Below are 16684 nucleotides of genomic sequence, written 5' to 3' on the forward strand. Positions count from 1 at the left end.
GCGGATAGGGGCGGGCCGTGGCCGCCGAGTGCGGCACTCGCACGCGATGCTGGACGCCGCCCGGGGCAATCCTCTTAAGGTGTGCAGTATTCATGTCCGCTATTCGTGTGCGCTTTCCCCGTGCGGCGCCCGCGCGCACGGGATGTCGAGGAGGACCTGCGGTGACCGAGAAGACCCCGAAGCTGCGCGCCGCGCTGGACGGCGTTCCCACCTACAAGCCGGGCAAGCCGGCCGCCGCCGACGGCCCCGTTGCGTACAAGCTGTCCTCCAACGAGAACCCCTACCCGCCGCTGCCCGGTGTGCTGGAGACCGCGATCGAGGCCGCGGGTTCTCTCAACCGCTACCCCGACATGGCCTGCACGGGCCTGATGCTGGAGCTGGCGGAACGTTTCGGGGTGCCCGTCACGCACATCGCCACCGGCACCGGCTCGGTCGGTGTCGCGCAGCAGTTGGTCCAGTCGACGGCGGGCCCCGGTGACGAGGTCATGTACGCCTGGCGCTCCTTCGAGGCGTACCCGATCATCACGCAGGTCTCGGGCGCCACGCCCGTACCGGTGCCGCTGACCGACGGCGATGTGCACGACCTGGACGCGATGCTCGCGGCGATCACCGACCGGACCCGGCTGATCTTCGTCTGCAACCCCAACAACCCCACCGGCACGGTCGTGCGCCGGGCCGAGCTGGAGTCCTTCCTGGACCGGGTGCCCTCCGACATCCTGGTGGTGCTCGACGAGGCGTACATCGAGTTCATCCGCGACGAGAACGTCCCCAACGGCATCGACCTCTACCGTGACCGGCCGAACGTCTGCGTGCTGCGCACCTTCTCGAAGGCGTACGGGCTGGCCGGGCTGCGCGTCGGTTTCGCGATCGCCCACGAGCCGGTCGCGGCGGCGCTGCGCAAGACGGCCGTGCCGTTCGGGGTGACCCAGCTGGCGCAGGACGCGGCGGTCGCCTCGCTGCGCAGCGAGGACGCGCTGCGCGAGCGGGTGGACGCGCTGGTGGCGGAGCGGGCGCGGGTGGTCGGCGCGCTGACCGCGCAGGGTTGGACGCTGCCGGAGTCGCAGGCCAACTTCGTCTGGCTGCCGCTGGGGGAGCGGTCGCAGGACTTCGCGGCCGCGTGCGAGCGCGCGGGTGTGGTCGTCCGGCCGTTCCCGGAGGGCGTCCGGGTGACGATCGGCGAGACCGAGGCGAACGATCTCTTCGTGCAGACGGCCGAGGCGTTCCGCAAGGAGCTGTAGCCGTCCCGGCGGGAGGGGCTGGTGGTGACTGAGCTCAGTCACCACCAGCCCCTCCGGCGTTTCAGGACGGGCGTGGGCCGTCCCCCGGGCCACTAGGGCCGAACGGTACCCCCCGGTGATTGTCCGAAAAGGCGGTGCGCCATAATGCTTGTGAATGTGAACGCGTTCACAAGCTCGTCTTTTATGCCCTGCTTTCACTAGGGCAAAGAGGTGCAAACCACCGGTGGCGTGAGTCGTCGGTGTCGCAAGAGGCAAGGAGAGACCGCGTGGACCTGGCTCTGGCGCCGGAAACGCTGGCGCGCTGGCAATTCGGCATCACCACCGTTTACCACTACCTCTTCGTACCGCTCACGATCAGCCTGGCGGCGATCACCGCCGGGCTGGAGACGGCGTGGGTGCGCACCGGCAAGGAGAAGTACTTCCACGCCACGAAGTTCTGGGGAAAGCTCTTCCTGATCAACATCGCGATGGGCGTGGTCACCGGCATCGTGCAGGAGTTCCAGTTCGGCATGAACTGGTCGGACTACTCCCGGTTCGTCGGTGATGTCTTCGGGGCGCCGCTCGCGATGGAGGCCCTGCTGGCCTTCTTCTTCGAGTCGACCTTCATCGGGCTGTGGATCTTCGGCTGGGACAAGCTGCCCAAGAAGATCCACTGCGCGTGCATCTGGATCGTCGCCGTCGGCACGATCCTCTCCTCGTACTTCATCCTGGCCGCGAACTCCTGGATGCAGCACCCCGTCGGCTACGTCATCGACAAGACGACCGGCAAGGCCCAGCTCACCGACATCTGGGCGGTGCTGACGCAGAACACCACGCTCGTCGTGGTCTTCCACACCCTCACCGCGGCCTTCCTCACCGGCGGCGCGTTCATCGTCGGCATCGCCTCGCTCCACCTGTGGCGCGCCAAGCGCAAGCAGCTGCGCGGCGAGGAGCTGGGCGAGAAGCAGCGGCACCAGATCGGCGCGATGCGGACCTCGCTGCGCGTCGGGCTCGTCGTCGCGGTCATCGCCGGGCTCGGCACCGCGATCAGCGGTGACAGCCTCGGCAAGGTGATGTTCGAGCAGCAGCCGATGAAGATGGCCGCCGCCGAGGCCCTGTGGGAGACCAAGGCACCGGCGCCGTTCTCGGTCTTCGCGGTCGGCGATGTCTCCAAGGGCCACAACAGCGTCGAGATAGAGATCCCCGGCCTGCTCTCCTTCCTCTCCCACAGCAACTTCACCGACGCGGTCCCCGGCATCAACGACATCGCCGCCCGGGAGGCCGCCCGCTACGGCGGTGAGCCCGAGGACTACATCCCCAGCATCTTCATGACCTTCTGGGGCTTCCGGCTCATGATCGGCTTCGGGATGACGTCGTTCGTGGCCGCGCTCATCGGGCTGTGGACCACGCGCAAGAAGTTCTGGCTCGCGCCGCGGTTCCGCACGGGCGAGAACGAGGTCCCGCGGCTGATGCTGACGCGGACCCGCGAGATGAGCCCGTTCTTCACCACCTGGTCCTGGCGCATCGGCATCCTCACCATGGGCTTCCCGCTGATCGCCAACTCCTTCGGCTGGATCTTCACCGAGATGGGCCGCCAGCCCTGGGCCGTCTACGGGCTGATGAAGACCGGCACCGCGGTCTCGCCCGGCGTCAGCCAGGCCGAAGTCCTCATCTCCATGGGCATCTTCACGCTGCTGTACGGAATCCTCGCCGTCGTCGAGGTGAAGCTGCTGGTGAAGTACGCCACGGCCGGACCGGACACGGACGAGAAGCCGCCCACGAAGGATCCGAGGCTGCGGCTCCCCTCGCCGGGGGCCGGCGAGCCCGAGGACGCCGACAAGCCGATGACCTTCGCGTACTGACGCGGCGGAACGGAGACACCGACCATGCACCTCCACGACCTCTGGTTCCTGCTGATCGCCTTCCTGTGGACGGGCTACTTCTTCCTCGAGGGCTTCGACTTCGGCATCGGCGTCCTGACCAAGCTCCTCGCCCGGGACCGCACGGAACGCCGGGTACTGATCAACACCATCGGGCCCGTCTGGGACGGCAACGAGGTCTGGCTGATCACCGCGGTCGGCGCGACCTTCGCCGCCTTCCCCGACTGGTACGCCACCCTCTTCAGCAGCTTCTACCTGCCGTTCCTGCTCATCCTGGTCTGTCTGATCCTGCGCGGCGTCGCCTTCGAGTACCGCCACAAGCGCACGGGCGAGCGCTGGCAGCTGAACTGGGAACACGCGATCTTCTGGTGCTCGCTGCTGCCCGCCTTCGTATGGGGCGTCCTCTTCGCCAACATCGTGCGCGGGGTGCCGATCGGGCGGGACAAGAACTTCGCCGGTGACGTGCTCGACCTGCTGAACCCGTACGCCCTGCTGGGCGGCGCCCTCACGCTGGTGCTCTTCACCTTCCACGGCGCGGTCTTCGCGACGCTGAAGACGGTCGGCGACATCCGCCACCGGGCGCGGTCCCGGGCGACCGTCCTCGGCCTGACCTCCGGCGTCCTCGCCGTGACCTTCCTCGGCTGGACGCAGATCGAGTCCGGCAACGGCCGCAGCCTCGTCGCGCTGATCGTCGCCGGGGCGGCCCTGGTCGCGGCGCTGGCCATGAACCACTTCGGGCGGGAGGGCTGGACGTTCGCCTTCTCCGGGGTGACCGTCGCGGCCGTCTTCGCGCTGCTCTTCCTGGCGCTCTTCCCCGACGTCATGCCGTCGTCCCTCGACCCGGCCTGGGACCTCACGGCGGCGAACTCGTCCTCCACCCCCTACACCTTGAAGATCATGACGTGGGTCGCGGTGCCGATGACGCCGCTGATCATCGGCTATCAGGCGTGGACGTACTGGGTCTTCCGCAAGCGGATCGGTACCCAGCACATTCCCGCTCCCGCGGCGTAGCCGTGTCGGCCGCACCCCCGTTGCGCGGTGGTGTCCTCAATCGCCGGACGGGCTGGTTTCGGTCCGCTCACCTGACCTCCCGCAAGGACCTTCGACCTCGACCGAGGACTGATCGCGCATGAAGCCCGTCGACCCCCGACTGATCAGGTACGCCGTCGCGACCCGCTTCTTCCTGGCCGCCTCCGTCGTGCTCGGACTGGCGGGGGCCGGCCTGGTCATCGCCCAGGCGATGCTGATCGCCGACGTGGTGACCGGGGCCTTCCAGCACGGGCGCGGCACCGGTGACCTGGGCACACAGCTCGTCCTGCTGGCGGCCGTGGCCGTCGGCCGGGCGGCCGTGTCGTGGCTCACCGAGCTGGCCGCGCACCGCGCGAGCGCGGCGGTCAAGTCCGAGCTGCGCAGGCGGCTGCTCGCGCACGCGACCCGGCTCGGGCCCTCCTGGCTCGCCACACGGCGCACCGGTGAGCTGACCGCGCTCGCCACGCGCGGCGTGGACGCCCTCGACGACTACTTCGCCCGCTATCTGCCGCAGCTCGGCCTCGCGGTCGTGGTGCCGGTCGCGGTGCTCGCCCGTATCGTCACCGCCGACTGGGTCTCGGCGCTCGTCATCGTCCTCACGCTGCCGCTCATCCCCCTCTTCATGGTCCTCATCGGGTGGGCCACCCAGTCCCGGATGGACAAGCAGTGGCGGCTGCTGTCCCGGCTCTCCGGGCACTTCCTCGACGTCGTCGCCGGACTGCCCACCCTCAAGGTCTTCGGGCGGGCCAAGGCACAGGCCGAGTCGATCCGCGCCATCACCGCCGACTACCGGCGGGCGACGCTGCGCACGCTGCGCCTCGCCTTTCTCTCCTCCTTCGCCCTGGAACTGCTGGCCACGGTGTCGGTCGCGCTCGTCGCGGTGGGGATCGGCCTGCGGCTCGTGCACGGCGAACTCGACCTCTACACCGGTCTGATGGTGCTGGTCCTGGCGCCCGAGGCGTATCTGCCGCTGCGGCAGGTGGGCGCGCAGTACCACGCGGCGGCGGAGGGGCTGGCCGCCGCCGACGAGGTCTTCGCCGTCCTGGAGACCGAGCCCGCCCCGGCCGGCACCCGGCCCGCGCCGGACGCCCGGAGCGCGGCGCTGAGCGTCGAGGCGCTCGTGGTGCGGCACGCGGGACGGGCCCAACCGTCGCTGCCCGAGGTCTCGTTCGACGTGCGGCCCGGGGAGACGGTCGCGCTCGTGGGGCCGAGCGGAGCCGGCAAGACGACCCTGCTGAACGTGCTGCTGGGCTTCGTGCGGCCCACGGCCGGGCGGGTGTGCGTGGGCGGTGCGGATCTGTCATCGCTCTCCCCCGAAAGCTGGCGGGACCAGGTGGCCTGGGTCCCGCAACGACCCCGTCTGTTCGCCGGCACGGTCGCCGAGAACGTCCGGCTGGCGCGGCCGGACGCCACGGACGCGCAGGTGCGGGACGCACTGCGGGCGGCCGGTGCGCTCGACTTCGTCACCATGCTGCACCACGGCACTGACACCCGCCTCGGCGAGGACGGTGCCGGGCTCTCCGCCGGACAGCGCCAACGCCTCGCGCTGGCACGGGCGTTCCTCGCGGACCGCCCCGTGCTGCTGCTCGACGAGCCGACGGCGAGCCTGGACGGCGAGACGGAGGCCGCCGTGGTGGAGGCCGTGCGCCGGCTGGCCGTCGGCCGTACGGTGCTGCTGGTCGCCCACCGTCCGGCGCTGCTGTCCGTCGCCGACCGGGTGGTGCGCCTGCCGTCGGCCTCCGGCCCGGTTGTGCACCCCGAGGCTGTCGGTATCCGGCCGGGCGGGCAGGACGGCGGCGTGATTCTCCCGGCTTCGCGGACGGTTTCACCGGAGGCGACGGCTGGGCCCGCGTCCACCGCCAGGGACGGCGGGGCCGACCCCGGGCCGGAGGCCGACCACCTGGCGGGGGCGGGTCCGGCCGCTCCGGCCGGCCACGGCGGTGGCGCGGCTCGCTCCGCCGATGCCCGGGCAGGCGCCGGGATCACCGGGCCGCAGGCCCGGCCCCTCGCCCGGGTGCGAGCCGCCGGTAGGCCCTGGTGGGGGCGGTTCGGGTTGGCGTTGCTGCTCGGGAGCCTCGCGCTCGGTAGTGCCGTCGGGCTGATGGGGGTGTCCGGGTGGTTGATCTCGCGGGCCTCCCAACAGCCGCCGGTGCTCTACCTGATGGTCGCCGTCACCGCGACCCGCGCGTTCGGGATCAGCCGGGCCGTCTTCCGCTACGCCGAGCGTCTGGTCTCGCACGACGCCGTACTGCGCGCCCTGGCGGGGCTGCGCGTCGCGGTGTACCGGCGCCTGGAGCGGCTGGCCCCGGCCGGGCTGCGGGAGACGCGCCGCGGCGATCTTCTGTCGCGGCTCGTCGCCGACGTGGACGAGCTGCAGGACTACTTCCTGCGCTGGCTGCTGCCGCTCGGTGCGGCCGTCGTCGTCGGTGCCGCCTCGGTGGGGTTCACCGCGTGGCTGCTGCCGGAAGCGGGCGCGGTGCTCGCCGTCGGACTGCTGGCCGCCGGGGCGGCCGTGCCCGCGCTGTCGGCGGCGGTCGCCCGGCGCGCCGAGCGGCGGCTGGCGCCCGCGCGCGGTGCGCTGGCGACGCAGGTGGTCGATCTGCTGGCCGGGGCACCGGAGTTGACGGCGGCGGGAGCGATGCCGTCCCGGCTGGCCGAGGCGGAGCGTGCCGACGGGGTGCTCACCGGCATCGCCCGGCGGGCGTCGGCGGCGGGGGCACTCGGCGCGGGGCTGTCCGCCCTCGCCTGCGGGCTGACCGTGGCTGCCGCGGCCTGGGCGGGTGTGCAGGCCGTGCACGACGGCCGGCTCGGCGGGCTGTGGCTGGCGGTCGTCGTGCTGATGCCGCTGGCGGCCTTCGAGGCGGTGTCGGCGCTGCCGCTCGCCGTGCGCCACCGACAGCGTGTGCGCCGCTCCGCCGAGCGGGTGTACGAGGTGCTGGACGCCCCCCTGCCCGTACGGGACGGCTCGCGGCCCGCGCCGAAGTCCCCGTTCCCGCTGCGCGTGACGGAGTTGACCGCCCGCTACCCGGGGCAGGAAGTGCCGGCCCTGGACGGGCTGTCGATGGAGCTGGTGCCGGGCCGCCGGGTCGCGGTCGTGGGCCGGTCCGGCTCGGGCAAGACCACGCTCGCGCAGGTGCTGCTGCGCTTCCTGGACGCCGAGTCCGGCGCGTACACCCTCGCGGGCGAGGACGCGACCGCCATGGACGGCGACGCCCTGCGGCGGCTGGTGGGGCTGTGCGCGCAGGACGCGCACCTCTTCGACAGCTCGGTGCGGGAGAACCTGCGGCTCGCGCGGCCGGACGCGGACGAGGCGGAGCTGCGCGGCGCGCTGCGGGCCGCGCGGCTGCTGGAGTGGGTGGACTCCCTGCCGCAGGGGCTCGACACCCTCGTCGGCGAGCACGGGGCGCGGATGTCCGGCGGCCAGCGGCAGCGGCTCGCGCTGGCCCGGGCGCTGCTCGCGGACTTCCCCGTGCTGGTGCTGGACGAGCCCGCCGAGCACCTCGACCTGCCGACCGCCGACGCGCTGACCGCCGATCTGCTGGCGGCCACCGAGGGGCGTACGACGGTGCTGATCACGCACCGGCTGGCCGGGCTGGCGGCGGTCGACGAGGTGATCGTGCTGGAGCGGGGTCGGGCGGTGCAGCGGGGGACGTACGAGGAGCTGGCGGCGGTCGACGGCCCGTTCCGCGGGATGCTGGAGCGGGAACTGGTGGCGGACATCAGCGGCAACGCTCTTTCCCTGACAAATGGGACTTACTAGGCTCAGAGGCATGGCAGCGACGGAAGAACCTTCCGCGGAGTCCGCGGGCACCCCCGGCGGTCGGGAGGCGCCGCGGCGCATGGATCCCCTGGAGATCGCCACCGAGGCCACCCGCAGCCTCCAGGGCATGTCCACGGAGCTGAGCGCGCGCGTGCCGCAGCTGCTGGAGGCCATGCGCTCGGTCGGCACCGGGCTGGAGCTGCACAGCGTCCTCGACCGGATCGCCGCGACCGCCGCCGACCTGGCCGACGCGGAGTACGCCGCCATCGGGGTCATCGACTCCACCGGCGAGGGGCTGGCCGACTTCATCACCTACGGCGTCACCAAGGAGCAGCACGAGCGCATCGGCGCGCTGCCCGACGGCCACCACGGGCTGCTCGGCGCGCTCATCCACCAGCCCGCGCCCGTCATGCTCCAGGACCTGGCCAACGACCCGCGCTCGGCGGGTTTCCCGCCGGAACACCCGCCGATGCGCAACTTCCTGGGCGTTCCGATCCGGGTCGAGGACGAGATCTTCGGCAATCTCTATCTCACCGAGAAGCGCGGCGGCCGGGAGTTCAGCATCGCGGACCTGCACATGGTGAAGATCCTGGCGACCGAGGCGGGCATCGCGATCGGCAACGCGCGCGTGTACGAGCAGGGCCGGCAGCGGATGCGCTGGATCGACGGCTCGGTGGCCGTCACCACGGCCCTGCTGGCGGGCAACGACGCCGAGGACGCGCTCGCGGTCGTCGCCGAACAGGCCCGCCGGCTCGCGGACTCGGCGGCGGGCATCGTGCTGCTGCCGGACGGCGAGGGCGGGCTGGAGATGGTGGCGGTCTCCGCCGACGAGCCGGCCGGGCTGCTGGGCACGGTGATACCGCCGCACAGCCCGGTCGCCTCCCAGCTCCTCGCGGGGGAGCCGGTGTTCATCGACGACTCGGCCACCGACCCGCGCATGATCACGGAGGTCGCGCCCCGGTTCGGGCCGAGCATGCTGCTGCCGCTCAAGAGCGGCGACCGGGTCCTCGGCACGCTCGCGACGCCACGCGCGCGTGGCCAGAGGAAGTTCACCGAGGCCGAGCGCACCCTGGCCGGACAGTTCGCCGCGCAGGCGGCCCTCGCGCTCGTCATGGCCGAGGCACAGCGCGACCGGGAGCGGCTCGCCGTCTTCGAGGACCGCGACCGGATCGCCAGGGATCTGCACGACCTGGTCATCCAGCGGCTGTTCGCCACCGGGCTGATGCTGGAGGGCGCCGCCCGCAAGGCCGTCGTCCCGGAGGTGCGGGAGCGGATCGGGCAGGCGGTCGACGAGCTGGACGTGACCATCCAGGAGATCCGTACCGCGATCTTCGCCCTCCAGCAGGGCCCCGGTGAGGCGCCCGCCGGGCTGCGCACCCGGGTGCTGCGGGAGATCGGCACGGCGGCCGTGCCGCTCGGCTTCCAGCCGTCCGCGAATTTCGTCGGCCCCGTCGACGCGAAGGTCGGCGAGCTCACCGGCAAGAACCTCATCGCGGCGCTGCGCGAGGCCCTCTCCAACGCCTTCCGGCACGCCCGGGCGTCCCGTATCGAGGTGGTCGTCGACGCGACGGCCACCCTGCCGGACGGGCGGGGCGCGGTCCGGCTGACCGTCGCCGACGACGGGGTCGGCATTCCGGAGGGCGGCCGGCGCAGCGGGCTGCGCAATCTCGCGAAGCGGGCCGAGTCGCTGGGCGGCTCCAGTACGTGCGGTCCGGGGATCGGCGAGGACGGGCGCGGCACGCGGGTGGTGTGGGAGGCGCCCCTGTAGGCCGTTCTCGCGGCCGGTGCCTCCTTGTAGCGGTATCGGCTCCCCCGAACGGGCCTCTGCGGGGGCGTTCCGGTGGCGTGCGGGAAACGATCGCGTTCATGCGCCGCCCGTATCGCCCTTCCCGTCGGCCCCACCGGACCCATGGGAGCCGTTGGACCTCCCGGCACCGCCGCGCGGTGCTGTGCGCGCTCTGCCTGGCGGTCTGTCCGCTGGGGACGCCCGGGGCCCTGGTGACCCCGGACGCCTCGGCCGCCTCGCCCGCCGCCAGGGCACCGGACCGGCTCGTACGCGTCAGCTCCGAGGTGTTCCGGCTGGCGGGGGAGGCGGGGCGGGCCCGGCGGCGGTATGAGACCGAGGTGCGGGAGGTGAAGGAGCAGACGGCGGGCGTCCGGCGGGTCGCCCGGCAGCTGCGTCAGCAGCGGATCGTCTCCTCGGCGCTGCGCGAGGACGCCGGGGCGGCTGCCCGCGCGCAGTACCGCACGGGTGGTTTCACGGCCGCCAAGGCCCCCGCCGCGGCCTCGGACGACCCCGTGGAGCTGTTGGGCAGCCAGTCGCCCGCCGAGCGCCGCCGGGAGCTGCTGGCGGCGGCGCTGGGGGAGACCGACCGCAGGAGCCGGGAACTGGCGGCCCGGGAGCAGGCGGCGGCGGCTTCCTGGCCCGCTGCCGAGGAGGACCTCGCGCGGCTGCGCGCGGAGCGCCGGGTGGCCGACCGGCGGCTGGCGGCGGCGCGCGGCAGGCTGGACGCCATGGCCCGGGCCGCCATCGCCCGGGGGCGGTGCGTGCCGCTCGACCGTGAGAAGTTCACCGCCGCGGCGGGCGCCTACGGCCCGGCCGCCGTGGACACGGCGGGGGCGGCCGAGGAGGCGGAATGGGCCCGCCCGGTGCTGGAGTACGAACTGTCGGCCGGGTACGGCGACTCGGGCGCGAGCTGGGCGCGCGGGCACACCGGGCAGGACTTCGCGGTCCCCACCGGCACCCCCGTGCGGTCGGTCGGGGCGGGGACGGTGGTCTCCGCCGGCTGTGGCGGACCGTTCGGCATCAGCCTGGTGATCCGCCACTCCGAGGGCTGGTACTCGCAGTACGCGCATCTGTCGGCGTCGTTCGTGGCGCCGGGGGACCAGGTGCTTCCGGGCCAGTGGATCGGGCTGTCCGGGACCACCGGGAACTCGACCGGCCCGCATCTGCACTTCGAGATCCGCACGAAGCCGGGGTATGGGTCTGCCGTTGATCCGGTGGCGTGGCTGCGGGTCCGGGGGGTCCGGTTGTAGGGCCGGTCTTCGGCTGCGGGCCGTCTTGCCGCCTGCGGCGGCGGGCGCCCTGCGGGCGCGTCCTCAATCGCCGGACGGGCTTGATGTGGCTGAGCTCAGCCGCCAAGCCCGTCCGGCTTCGAGGCCGCGCGTTAGGGGAGGCCGTGCAGGATCTGTTCGATGACGGCCGCGACGCCGTCCTCCGTGTTGGCCGCCGTGCGGTTCGTGGTGGAGGCGAGCACCTCGGGGTGGGCGTTGGCCATCGCGTACGAGGTGCCTGCCCAGGTGAGCATCTCCAGATCGTTCGGCATGTCGCCGAACGCCACGACCTCCTCGGGGGATATGCCGCGCTCGGCGCAGCACTGGGCCAGGGTGCTGGCCTTGCTGACGCCGAGGCCGCTGATCTCCAGCAGGGCGGTGGGGCTGGACCGGGTGAACGAGCCGTGCGCGCCGCCCGCCGACCGGGCCCGGGCGAGGAAGTCGTCGGGGCCGAGGTCGGGGTGGTGGGCGAGCAGCTTGAGGATCGGACCGTCGGGGGTGTCGCCCGAGGAGCCGTTGGCCAGCAGGTGCTCCGCGGAGTCGATGACCGCGCCCGGGTCGAGGTAGAAGGGCGGGTACCGCGTCTCGTAGAGGATGCCGGTGGTGTGCTCCACGGCGAAGGAAACGCCGGGGACGGCGGCGCGCACGCTCTCCACGGTGGCCAGGGCATCGGCCCGGTCCAGCGGGCGGACCTCGACGAAGCGGCCCCCGTCGTGCAGATCGACGACCGCGGCGCCGTTGGCGCAGATGGCGAGGCCGTGGCCGTGCACGTGGTCGCTGACGACGTCCATCCAGCGGGCCGGGCGGCCAGTGACGAAGAAGACGTCTATGCCTGCCGCCTCGGCGGCGGCCAGGGCGGCGACAGTGCGGTCGGAAACCGTTTTGTCGTCGCGCAGCAGGGTGCCGTCGAGGTCGGTGGCGATCAGCCGGGGCGTGGCGGCTGGCCGGCGGAGGGCCGGGGTCTCGGGCTGCTCGGTCGCTGAAGTCACGGTCCCATTCTCGTCGACAGACGGGCGCGATGGCGCACAAGTGTGCGTTTGGCCCGATGGTCTGTTGTGCCCTGTCCTCAAGGGCCGCACGGGCTGCGGTGCGGCCCCACATCCGAGGCCGGCCGACCAGGCCTTAGGCTCGGTTCCATGCGACTGAGCACCGTGATCCTTCCCGACCGCCGCTGGTCCGAGGGCGGCCGCGACACCTGGCAGCGAGCCGAGGAACTGGGCTTCCACACCGCTTACACCTACGACCACCTGTCCTGGCGCACATTCCGCGACGGACCCTGGTTCGGCGCGATACCGACCCTGACGGCCGCCGCGACCGCGACCTCGCGGCTGCGCCTGGGCACGCTTGTCACCTCCCCGAACTTCCGGCACCCGGTGACGCTCGCCAAGGAGCTCATCTCCCTGGACGACATCTCGGGCGGCCGTGTCACGCTCGGCATCGGCGCGGGCGGCTCGGGCTTCGACGCGACGGCCCTGTCCAAGGACGGCGAGGGCGCGTGGACGCCGCGCGAGCGCGCCGACCGCTTCGCGGAGTTCGTGCCGCTGCTGGACCGGCTGCTCTCCGAGGACGTCGTCACGGCCCCCGGCGAGCACTACTCCGCCTTCGAGGTCCGCAACATCCCCGGCTGTGTGCAGCGGCCCCGGCTGCCCTTCGCGGTCGCCGCGACCGGCCCGCGCGGTCTGCGGCTCGCGGCCCGGCACGGTCAGGCGTGGGTGACCACGGGTGACCCGAAGGTGTCCGAGACGGGTACCCCCGAGCAGTCCCGCGAGGCCATCGCCGGGCAGATCGAGAAGCTCGGCGCGGCCTGCGCCACCGAGGGCCGGGACGTCGCGGAGCTGGAGAAGGTGCTGCTCACGGGCTTCACCCCGGACCGGCCGCTGTCCTCCTTCGACGCCTTCGTCGACTTCGCGGGGCGCCACGCCGAGCTGGGCTTCGACGAGATCGTGCTGCACTGGCCGATCGCGGACTCGCTCTTCGCGGCGGACGTCGCCGTCTTCGAGAAGATCGCCACCGAGGGGCTCGCCCAGCTGGGCTGACGGGGTCCGGGGCGTCCTGGGGCGGGTTTCGGCCCGCTCCGGACGCCTTTACCCCGCCAATATCCGGCGAAGAGGGAGAATCGGGACAGAGGCACTTTCCGTGGGCAGCCGCCCGCAGAGCCCTGGAGGTCCCATGCCAGGCACCCGATTCGCCCCCGACCGGGGGCTGACCACCCGCATGGTGAGCACGATGTTCCTCATCGGGCTGCTCTACGTGGTCTTCGTCGGCGTGCTGCTGGCGCTGCTGCGCGGGGCGTGGCCGATCATCCTGCTCGTGGCCGGCGGCCTGTTCATCGCGCAGTTCTGGTTCAGCGACCGGATCGCCGCCTTCGGCATGGGCGCCCGCGAGGTCACCCCGCAGCAGGCGCCCGAGCTGCACGGTGCCGTGGACCGGCTGTGCGCGCTCGCGGACATGCCCAAGCCCCGGGTGGCCATCGCCGACAGCGATGTGCCGAACGCCTTCGCCACCGGCCGCAGCCAGAAGAGCGCGCTGGTGTGCGCCACGACCGGGCTGCTGCGCAGACTCGAGCCGGAGGAGCTGGAGGGCGTCCTGGCGCACGAGCTCTCCCATGTCGCCCACCGCGACGTGGCCGTCATGACCATCGCCTCCTTCCTGGGCGTCCTCGCCGGGATCGTGACCCGTATCGGGCTGTGGGGCGGCTTCCGCCAGTCCGGCGGCCGCGACAGCAGCGCCGCCATCCTGGTGGTGCTGATCCCGCTGATCAGCGCCGTTGTCTACGCCATCAGTTATCTGCTCACCCGGATGCTGTCCCGCTACCGCGAGCTGTCCGCCGACCGGGCCGCCGCCCTGCTGACCGGCCGCCCCTCGGCGCTCGCGTCGGCGCTCACCAAGGTCACCGGGCAGATGGCGCAGATCCCGACGCGGGACCTGCGCAAGGCCGAGCCCTTCAACGCCTTCTACTTCGCGCCCGCCTTCTCGAAGGAGGGCATGAGCCGGCTGCTGTCCAGCCACCCGACGCTGGAGCAGCGGCTGGACCAGCTCGGCCGGATCTCGGCCCAGCTCGGCCGGGCCTGACGGCCTCGACCAGTCCGGAAGGAGCGCCCGTGGGATTCCTGGACACCATCCTCGGCCGCAGCAAACCCGTCCGCCCCGACCTCGACCGGCTCTTCGCCCTGCCGTCCGCCGCCGTCACCCTCCAGGCCGGCGCCGGGTTCACTCCGACCGGTCTGGGGTCGGTGTGCTTCGCGAGCGTGGAAGGCGGGGCCTTTCAGCGGCTCCAGCAGGACGTACGGGCGCTGCTGGACGCCGACACGGGGCGCGGCGGGGTGCCGGTGGAGTTCCGCCAGGACGGCTACGGCTACACCTGGCTGCTCGCGCGGCAAGAGGAGGGGCAGGAGGGCACCCCCGCCCTGGTCAACGATCTGCACGCGGTCAACACGCTGCTGCAGGAAGGCGGCTTCGGCCCGCAGTTGCTCTGCTCGCTGCTGGGTTTCCGCGACGCGGAGAAGCGCCCCCTCGCGCTCGTCTATCTCTACAAGCGGGGGACGTTCTACCCCTTCGCGCCGCTGCCGGGCGGGGGCGAACGGCGGGACAACGCCCTGGAGTTGCGGGTCAGGGCGCTGCTGGGCGATGACCTGCGGATCGAGGAGGACCTGAGCCGCTGGTTCCCGGTGTGGGGCGCGCCCGGGCTGTGAGCGCGAGCGGGGACTTCGGCACTTTGCGGCGCCCCGCCGTTTCCCGCTGCGCGGGGGCGCGGCTCAGCGGCGGGCGGCGAGGGCGTCCATGGTGCGGGCCCGGACCTCGCGCTCGGCGGCCGCGGCGATGAACGCGGCGATGTGCTCCGCGCCGACCAGCTCGCGGACCGCGCGCACGGTCGCGGCCGGCAGCGGCACCGGCTCGGCGGCGTCGGCGGGATCAGGAACAGGGTCGGGGGCGGGCGAGGTGGTCGCGGGGGCGGCGCTCGCGGGCGCGGATATCGCCGCCTCTCCCAGGTGGTGGCGGAGATAGCGGGTGGCCAGGGCCCGCATGGCGCGGGCGAGTTCGGCGTCGACGGTCTGCTGGGCGAGGGGACGCAGCCGGCGCACGAGCGAGGCGGCTTCCGTGGCCTCCGCGTCGGTCGGCGGGTGGTCGAGGTACTGCTGGAAGACGTACTCGGTGGTGAAGTCGAGGAACCGGCCGGCGATGTGCTCGACCTGCGCGCGCAGCTCCCGCAGATGGCCCGAGATGGCGAGCAGCGGCACCCCGGCGGCGTGCAGCTCGGCGGCGACGGCCAGCTCCTGCGGGCTGGGGACGAGGAATTCGTCCGGGGTCTCCGGCAGGCGGACCAGCACGCCGAGCTCCACCGCGTCCTCCACGGCCGCGTCGTCCCGGGTGCCGCCGAACTTCTCGTTCAGCTCGGCCCGGGTCATCCGCGCGGCTTCCTCGTCGGACCAGGGCCGCTCGACCTCGGCGACCAGGCCCAGGACGCCGCCGAGCCCGCGTCCCGCGTCCCAGGCCTCCAGCAGCTCCTTGATGCTGGCCAGGGTGTAGCCCCGGTCGAGGAGGCCCGCGATCTGGCGGAGCCGCGAGAGATGGGTGTCGCGGTAGACGTTCGCCCGGCCGCGCCGCTCCGGCCTCGGCAGCAGCCCGCGGTCCTGGTAGCCGCGGATCGTGCGGACCGTGGCGCCGCTGTGCCGGGCCAGGTCCTCGATCCGGTACTCGGCGGGACGTGCCGGCCCGGGACGTTCCTGAACGCCTGACTGCTCGGGCCGGGGCTGCCGGGGCTGCTTGCTCAAGAGGGCTGGCTCCTTACGAACTCCTCAGGCCAGGGCGGCGCGTCCGATCGCGCCCGCCGCGGCCCGTGCCGCGGGTGAGGTCGCCAGGTAGTCGACGGCCCTGCGCAGCGACCCCTCCTTCGAGGGATGGTACGACCGTCTGAGGTAGCGGGGGACGGCCGAGCCCAGTTCGCCCCAACGTGGCAACAGGCCCTTGGCCACAGCACGGTTGTGGTGGCGGAGCGTGTACCGCAGCCGACCCGCGAGCGGCGGGTCGTTGCGTATGAGATAGCGGGTGCCCCACCCCCACAGGTAGAACAGCACGGGTGCGGTGACGGCCATGCCCAGCACCCGGCGGGCGTAGCGCCCCGCGCCCTCGCCGCCGCAGTGCTCGTACATGTCGAAGGCCACCGAGCGGTGCTCGACCTCCTCCGCGCCGTGCCAGCGCAGCAGATCCAGCATCACCGGGTCCGGGCCGGCCCGGTCCAGCCCGTCGGCGTGCAGGATCCAATTGCCCATGACCGCCGTGAACTGCTCCACCGCCGCGATCACCGAGAGCCGGAAGCGCAGCCACTCCCGCTCGGAGAGCGGAAGCCCGAAGGGCGGGGTGTCGCCGAGCAGCGAGTCGAAGAAGAAGTCGATGTGCCGGGTGTACGGCGTGGTGTCCAGGCCCTGTTCGGCGAGGTGGTCGAGGACGTACGCGTGCTGGACGCTGTGCGTGGCCTCCTGGCCCATGAAGCCCTTGACGTCCCGGAGCAGCGCCTCGTCCCGGACGAGCGGCAGGGCCTCCTTGAAGACCTTGACGAACCACCGCTCCCCCGCGGGGAGCAGCAGATGCAGGACGTTCATGACGTGGGTGGCGGTGGGCTCGTCCGGTATCCAGTGCAGCGGGGTCTCCCGCCAGTCGAACGAGACCCGTCTGGGGGCTATCCGATGGCTGCCGAGCTGGTGGGGGTGGCTCATCTCGGTCCTCTCCTTGAGTGGGGGCCCTGG

The 16684-nt window shown here is 72.7% G+C and carries 12 protein-coding genes; 9 read left to right on the plus strand and 3 right to left on the minus strand.

Annotated features, from left to right (window positions below; all coding sequences use genetic code 11):
* The first annotated feature begins 161 nt into the window (after window positions 1-161).
* The 6 genes from hisC to AB8O64_RS18525 all read left to right on the plus strand — a co-directional run bounded on the left by hisC (window position 162) and on the right by AB8O64_RS18525 (window position 10922).
* Window positions 162-1238, plus strand: a complete 1077-nt coding sequence (hisC, locus tag AB8O64_RS18500; protein ID WP_370420064.1) for a histidinol-phosphate transaminase — start codon at window positions 162-164, stop codon at window positions 1236-1238.
* A gap of 266 nt (window positions 1239-1504) precedes the next feature.
* A complete protein-coding gene (locus AB8O64_RS18505) occupies window positions 1505-3079 on the plus strand; it encodes a cytochrome ubiquinol oxidase subunit I (RefSeq protein ID WP_370420065.1) in 1575 nt (524 codons plus the stop codon).
* Window positions 3080-3103: 24 nt separating this feature from the next.
* Entirely contained in the window at window positions 3104-4108 is a 1005-nt protein-coding gene (gene cydB / locus AB8O64_RS18510; protein ID WP_370420066.1) for a cytochrome d ubiquinol oxidase subunit II, read from the plus strand.
* Between the two features lie 118 nt (window positions 4109-4226).
* Window positions 4227-7886 carry a thiol reductant ABC exporter subunit CydD gene (gene cydD / locus AB8O64_RS18515; RefSeq protein WP_370420067.1) on the plus strand — a complete coding sequence of 1220 codons (3660 nt, stop codon included), beginning with the start codon at window positions 4227-4229 and terminating at the stop codon, window positions 7884-7886.
* 79 nt (window positions 7887-7965) lie between these two features.
* Window positions 7966-9654, plus strand: coding sequence for a GAF domain-containing protein (locus tag AB8O64_RS18520; RefSeq protein WP_370423898.1), 1689 nt, complete (start codon window positions 7966-7968; stop codon window positions 9652-9654).
* Between the two features lie 98 nt (window positions 9655-9752).
* Window positions 9753-10922: a peptidoglycan DD-metalloendopeptidase family protein gene (locus AB8O64_RS18525; protein ID WP_370420068.1), complete on the plus strand. Its 1170-nt coding sequence runs from the start codon at window positions 9753-9755 to the stop codon at window positions 10920-10922.
* A 131-nt stretch (window positions 10923-11053) separates the two neighbouring features.
* On the opposite strand, the gene AB8O64_RS18530 is transcribed toward AB8O64_RS18525, so the two are convergent.
* Complete coding sequence (locus AB8O64_RS18530; protein ID WP_370420069.1) at window positions 11054-11929, minus strand: Cof-type HAD-IIB family hydrolase; 876 nt, start codon at window positions 11927-11929, stop codon at window positions 11054-11056.
* A gap of 147 nt (window positions 11930-12076) precedes the next feature.
* On the opposite strand from AB8O64_RS18530, the gene AB8O64_RS18535 reads away from it, so the two are divergent.
* The 3 genes from AB8O64_RS18535 (at window position 12077) to AB8O64_RS18545 (ending at window position 14632) form a co-directional block, all read left to right on the plus strand.
* A complete protein-coding gene (locus AB8O64_RS18535; protein WP_370420070.1) occupies window positions 12077-12976 on the plus strand; it encodes an LLM class flavin-dependent oxidoreductase in 900 nt (299 codons plus the stop codon).
* A gap of 133 nt (window positions 12977-13109) precedes the next feature.
* A complete protein-coding gene (gene htpX / locus AB8O64_RS18540; RefSeq protein ID WP_370420071.1) occupies window positions 13110-14012 on the plus strand; it encodes a zinc metalloprotease HtpX in 903 nt (300 codons plus the stop codon).
* 29 nt (window positions 14013-14041) lie between these two features.
* Entirely contained in the window at window positions 14042-14632 is a 591-nt protein-coding gene (locus tag AB8O64_RS18545) for a hypothetical protein (protein WP_370420072.1), read from the plus strand.
* Window positions 14633-14695: 63 nt separating this feature from the next.
* Here AB8O64_RS18545 and AB8O64_RS18550 read toward each other — a convergent pair whose 3' ends face one another.
* The gene (locus AB8O64_RS18550) at window positions 14696-15628 is read right to left on the minus strand and encodes a MerR family transcriptional regulator (RefSeq protein WP_370423899.1); all 933 of its coding nucleotides are present in this window, start codon (window positions 15626-15628) and stop codon (window positions 14696-14698) included.
* 108 nt (window positions 15629-15736) lie between these two features.
* Window positions 15737-16654 (minus strand): metal-dependent hydrolase, encoded by a 918-nt coding sequence (locus AB8O64_RS18555; RefSeq protein ID WP_370420073.1) that lies wholly within the window; start codon window positions 16652-16654, stop codon window positions 15737-15739.
* Between the last annotated feature and the right edge of the window lie 30 nt (window positions 16655-16684).

This window comes from Streptomyces sp. QH1-20, assembly GCF_041283565.1.
GTDB classification, from domain to species: domain Bacteria; phylum Actinomycetota; class Actinomycetes; order Streptomycetales; family Streptomycetaceae; genus Streptomyces; species Streptomyces syringius.

What these genes read in the sequence shown, in the direction of transcription:
- cydB (WP_370420066.1), top strand. Translation starts at nt 3,104, where the DNA reads ATGCACCTCCACGACCTCTGGTTCCTGCTGATCGCCTTCCTGTGGACG.
- cydD (WP_370420067.1), top strand. Translation starts at nt 4,227, where the DNA reads ATGAAGCCCGTCGACCCCCGACTGATCAGGTACGCCGTCGCGACCCGC.
- AB8O64_RS18520 (WP_370423898.1), top strand. Translation starts at nt 7,966, where the DNA reads ATGGATCCCCTGGAGATCGCCACCGAGGCCACCCGCAGCCTCCAGGGC.
- AB8O64_RS18525 (WP_370420068.1), top strand. Translation starts at nt 9,753, where the DNA reads ATGCGCCGCCCGTATCGCCCTTCCCGTCGGCCCCACCGGACCCATGGG.
- AB8O64_RS18535 (WP_370420070.1), top strand. Translation starts at nt 12,077, where the DNA reads ATGCGACTGAGCACCGTGATCCTTCCCGACCGCCGCTGGTCCGAGGGC.
- htpX (WP_370420071.1), top strand. Translation starts at nt 13,110, where the DNA reads ATGCCAGGCACCCGATTCGCCCCCGACCGGGGGCTGACCACCCGCATG.
- AB8O64_RS18555 (WP_370420073.1), bottom strand. Translation starts at nt 16,654, where the DNA reads ATGAGCCACCCCCACCAGCTCGGCAGCCATCGGATAGCCCCCAGACGG.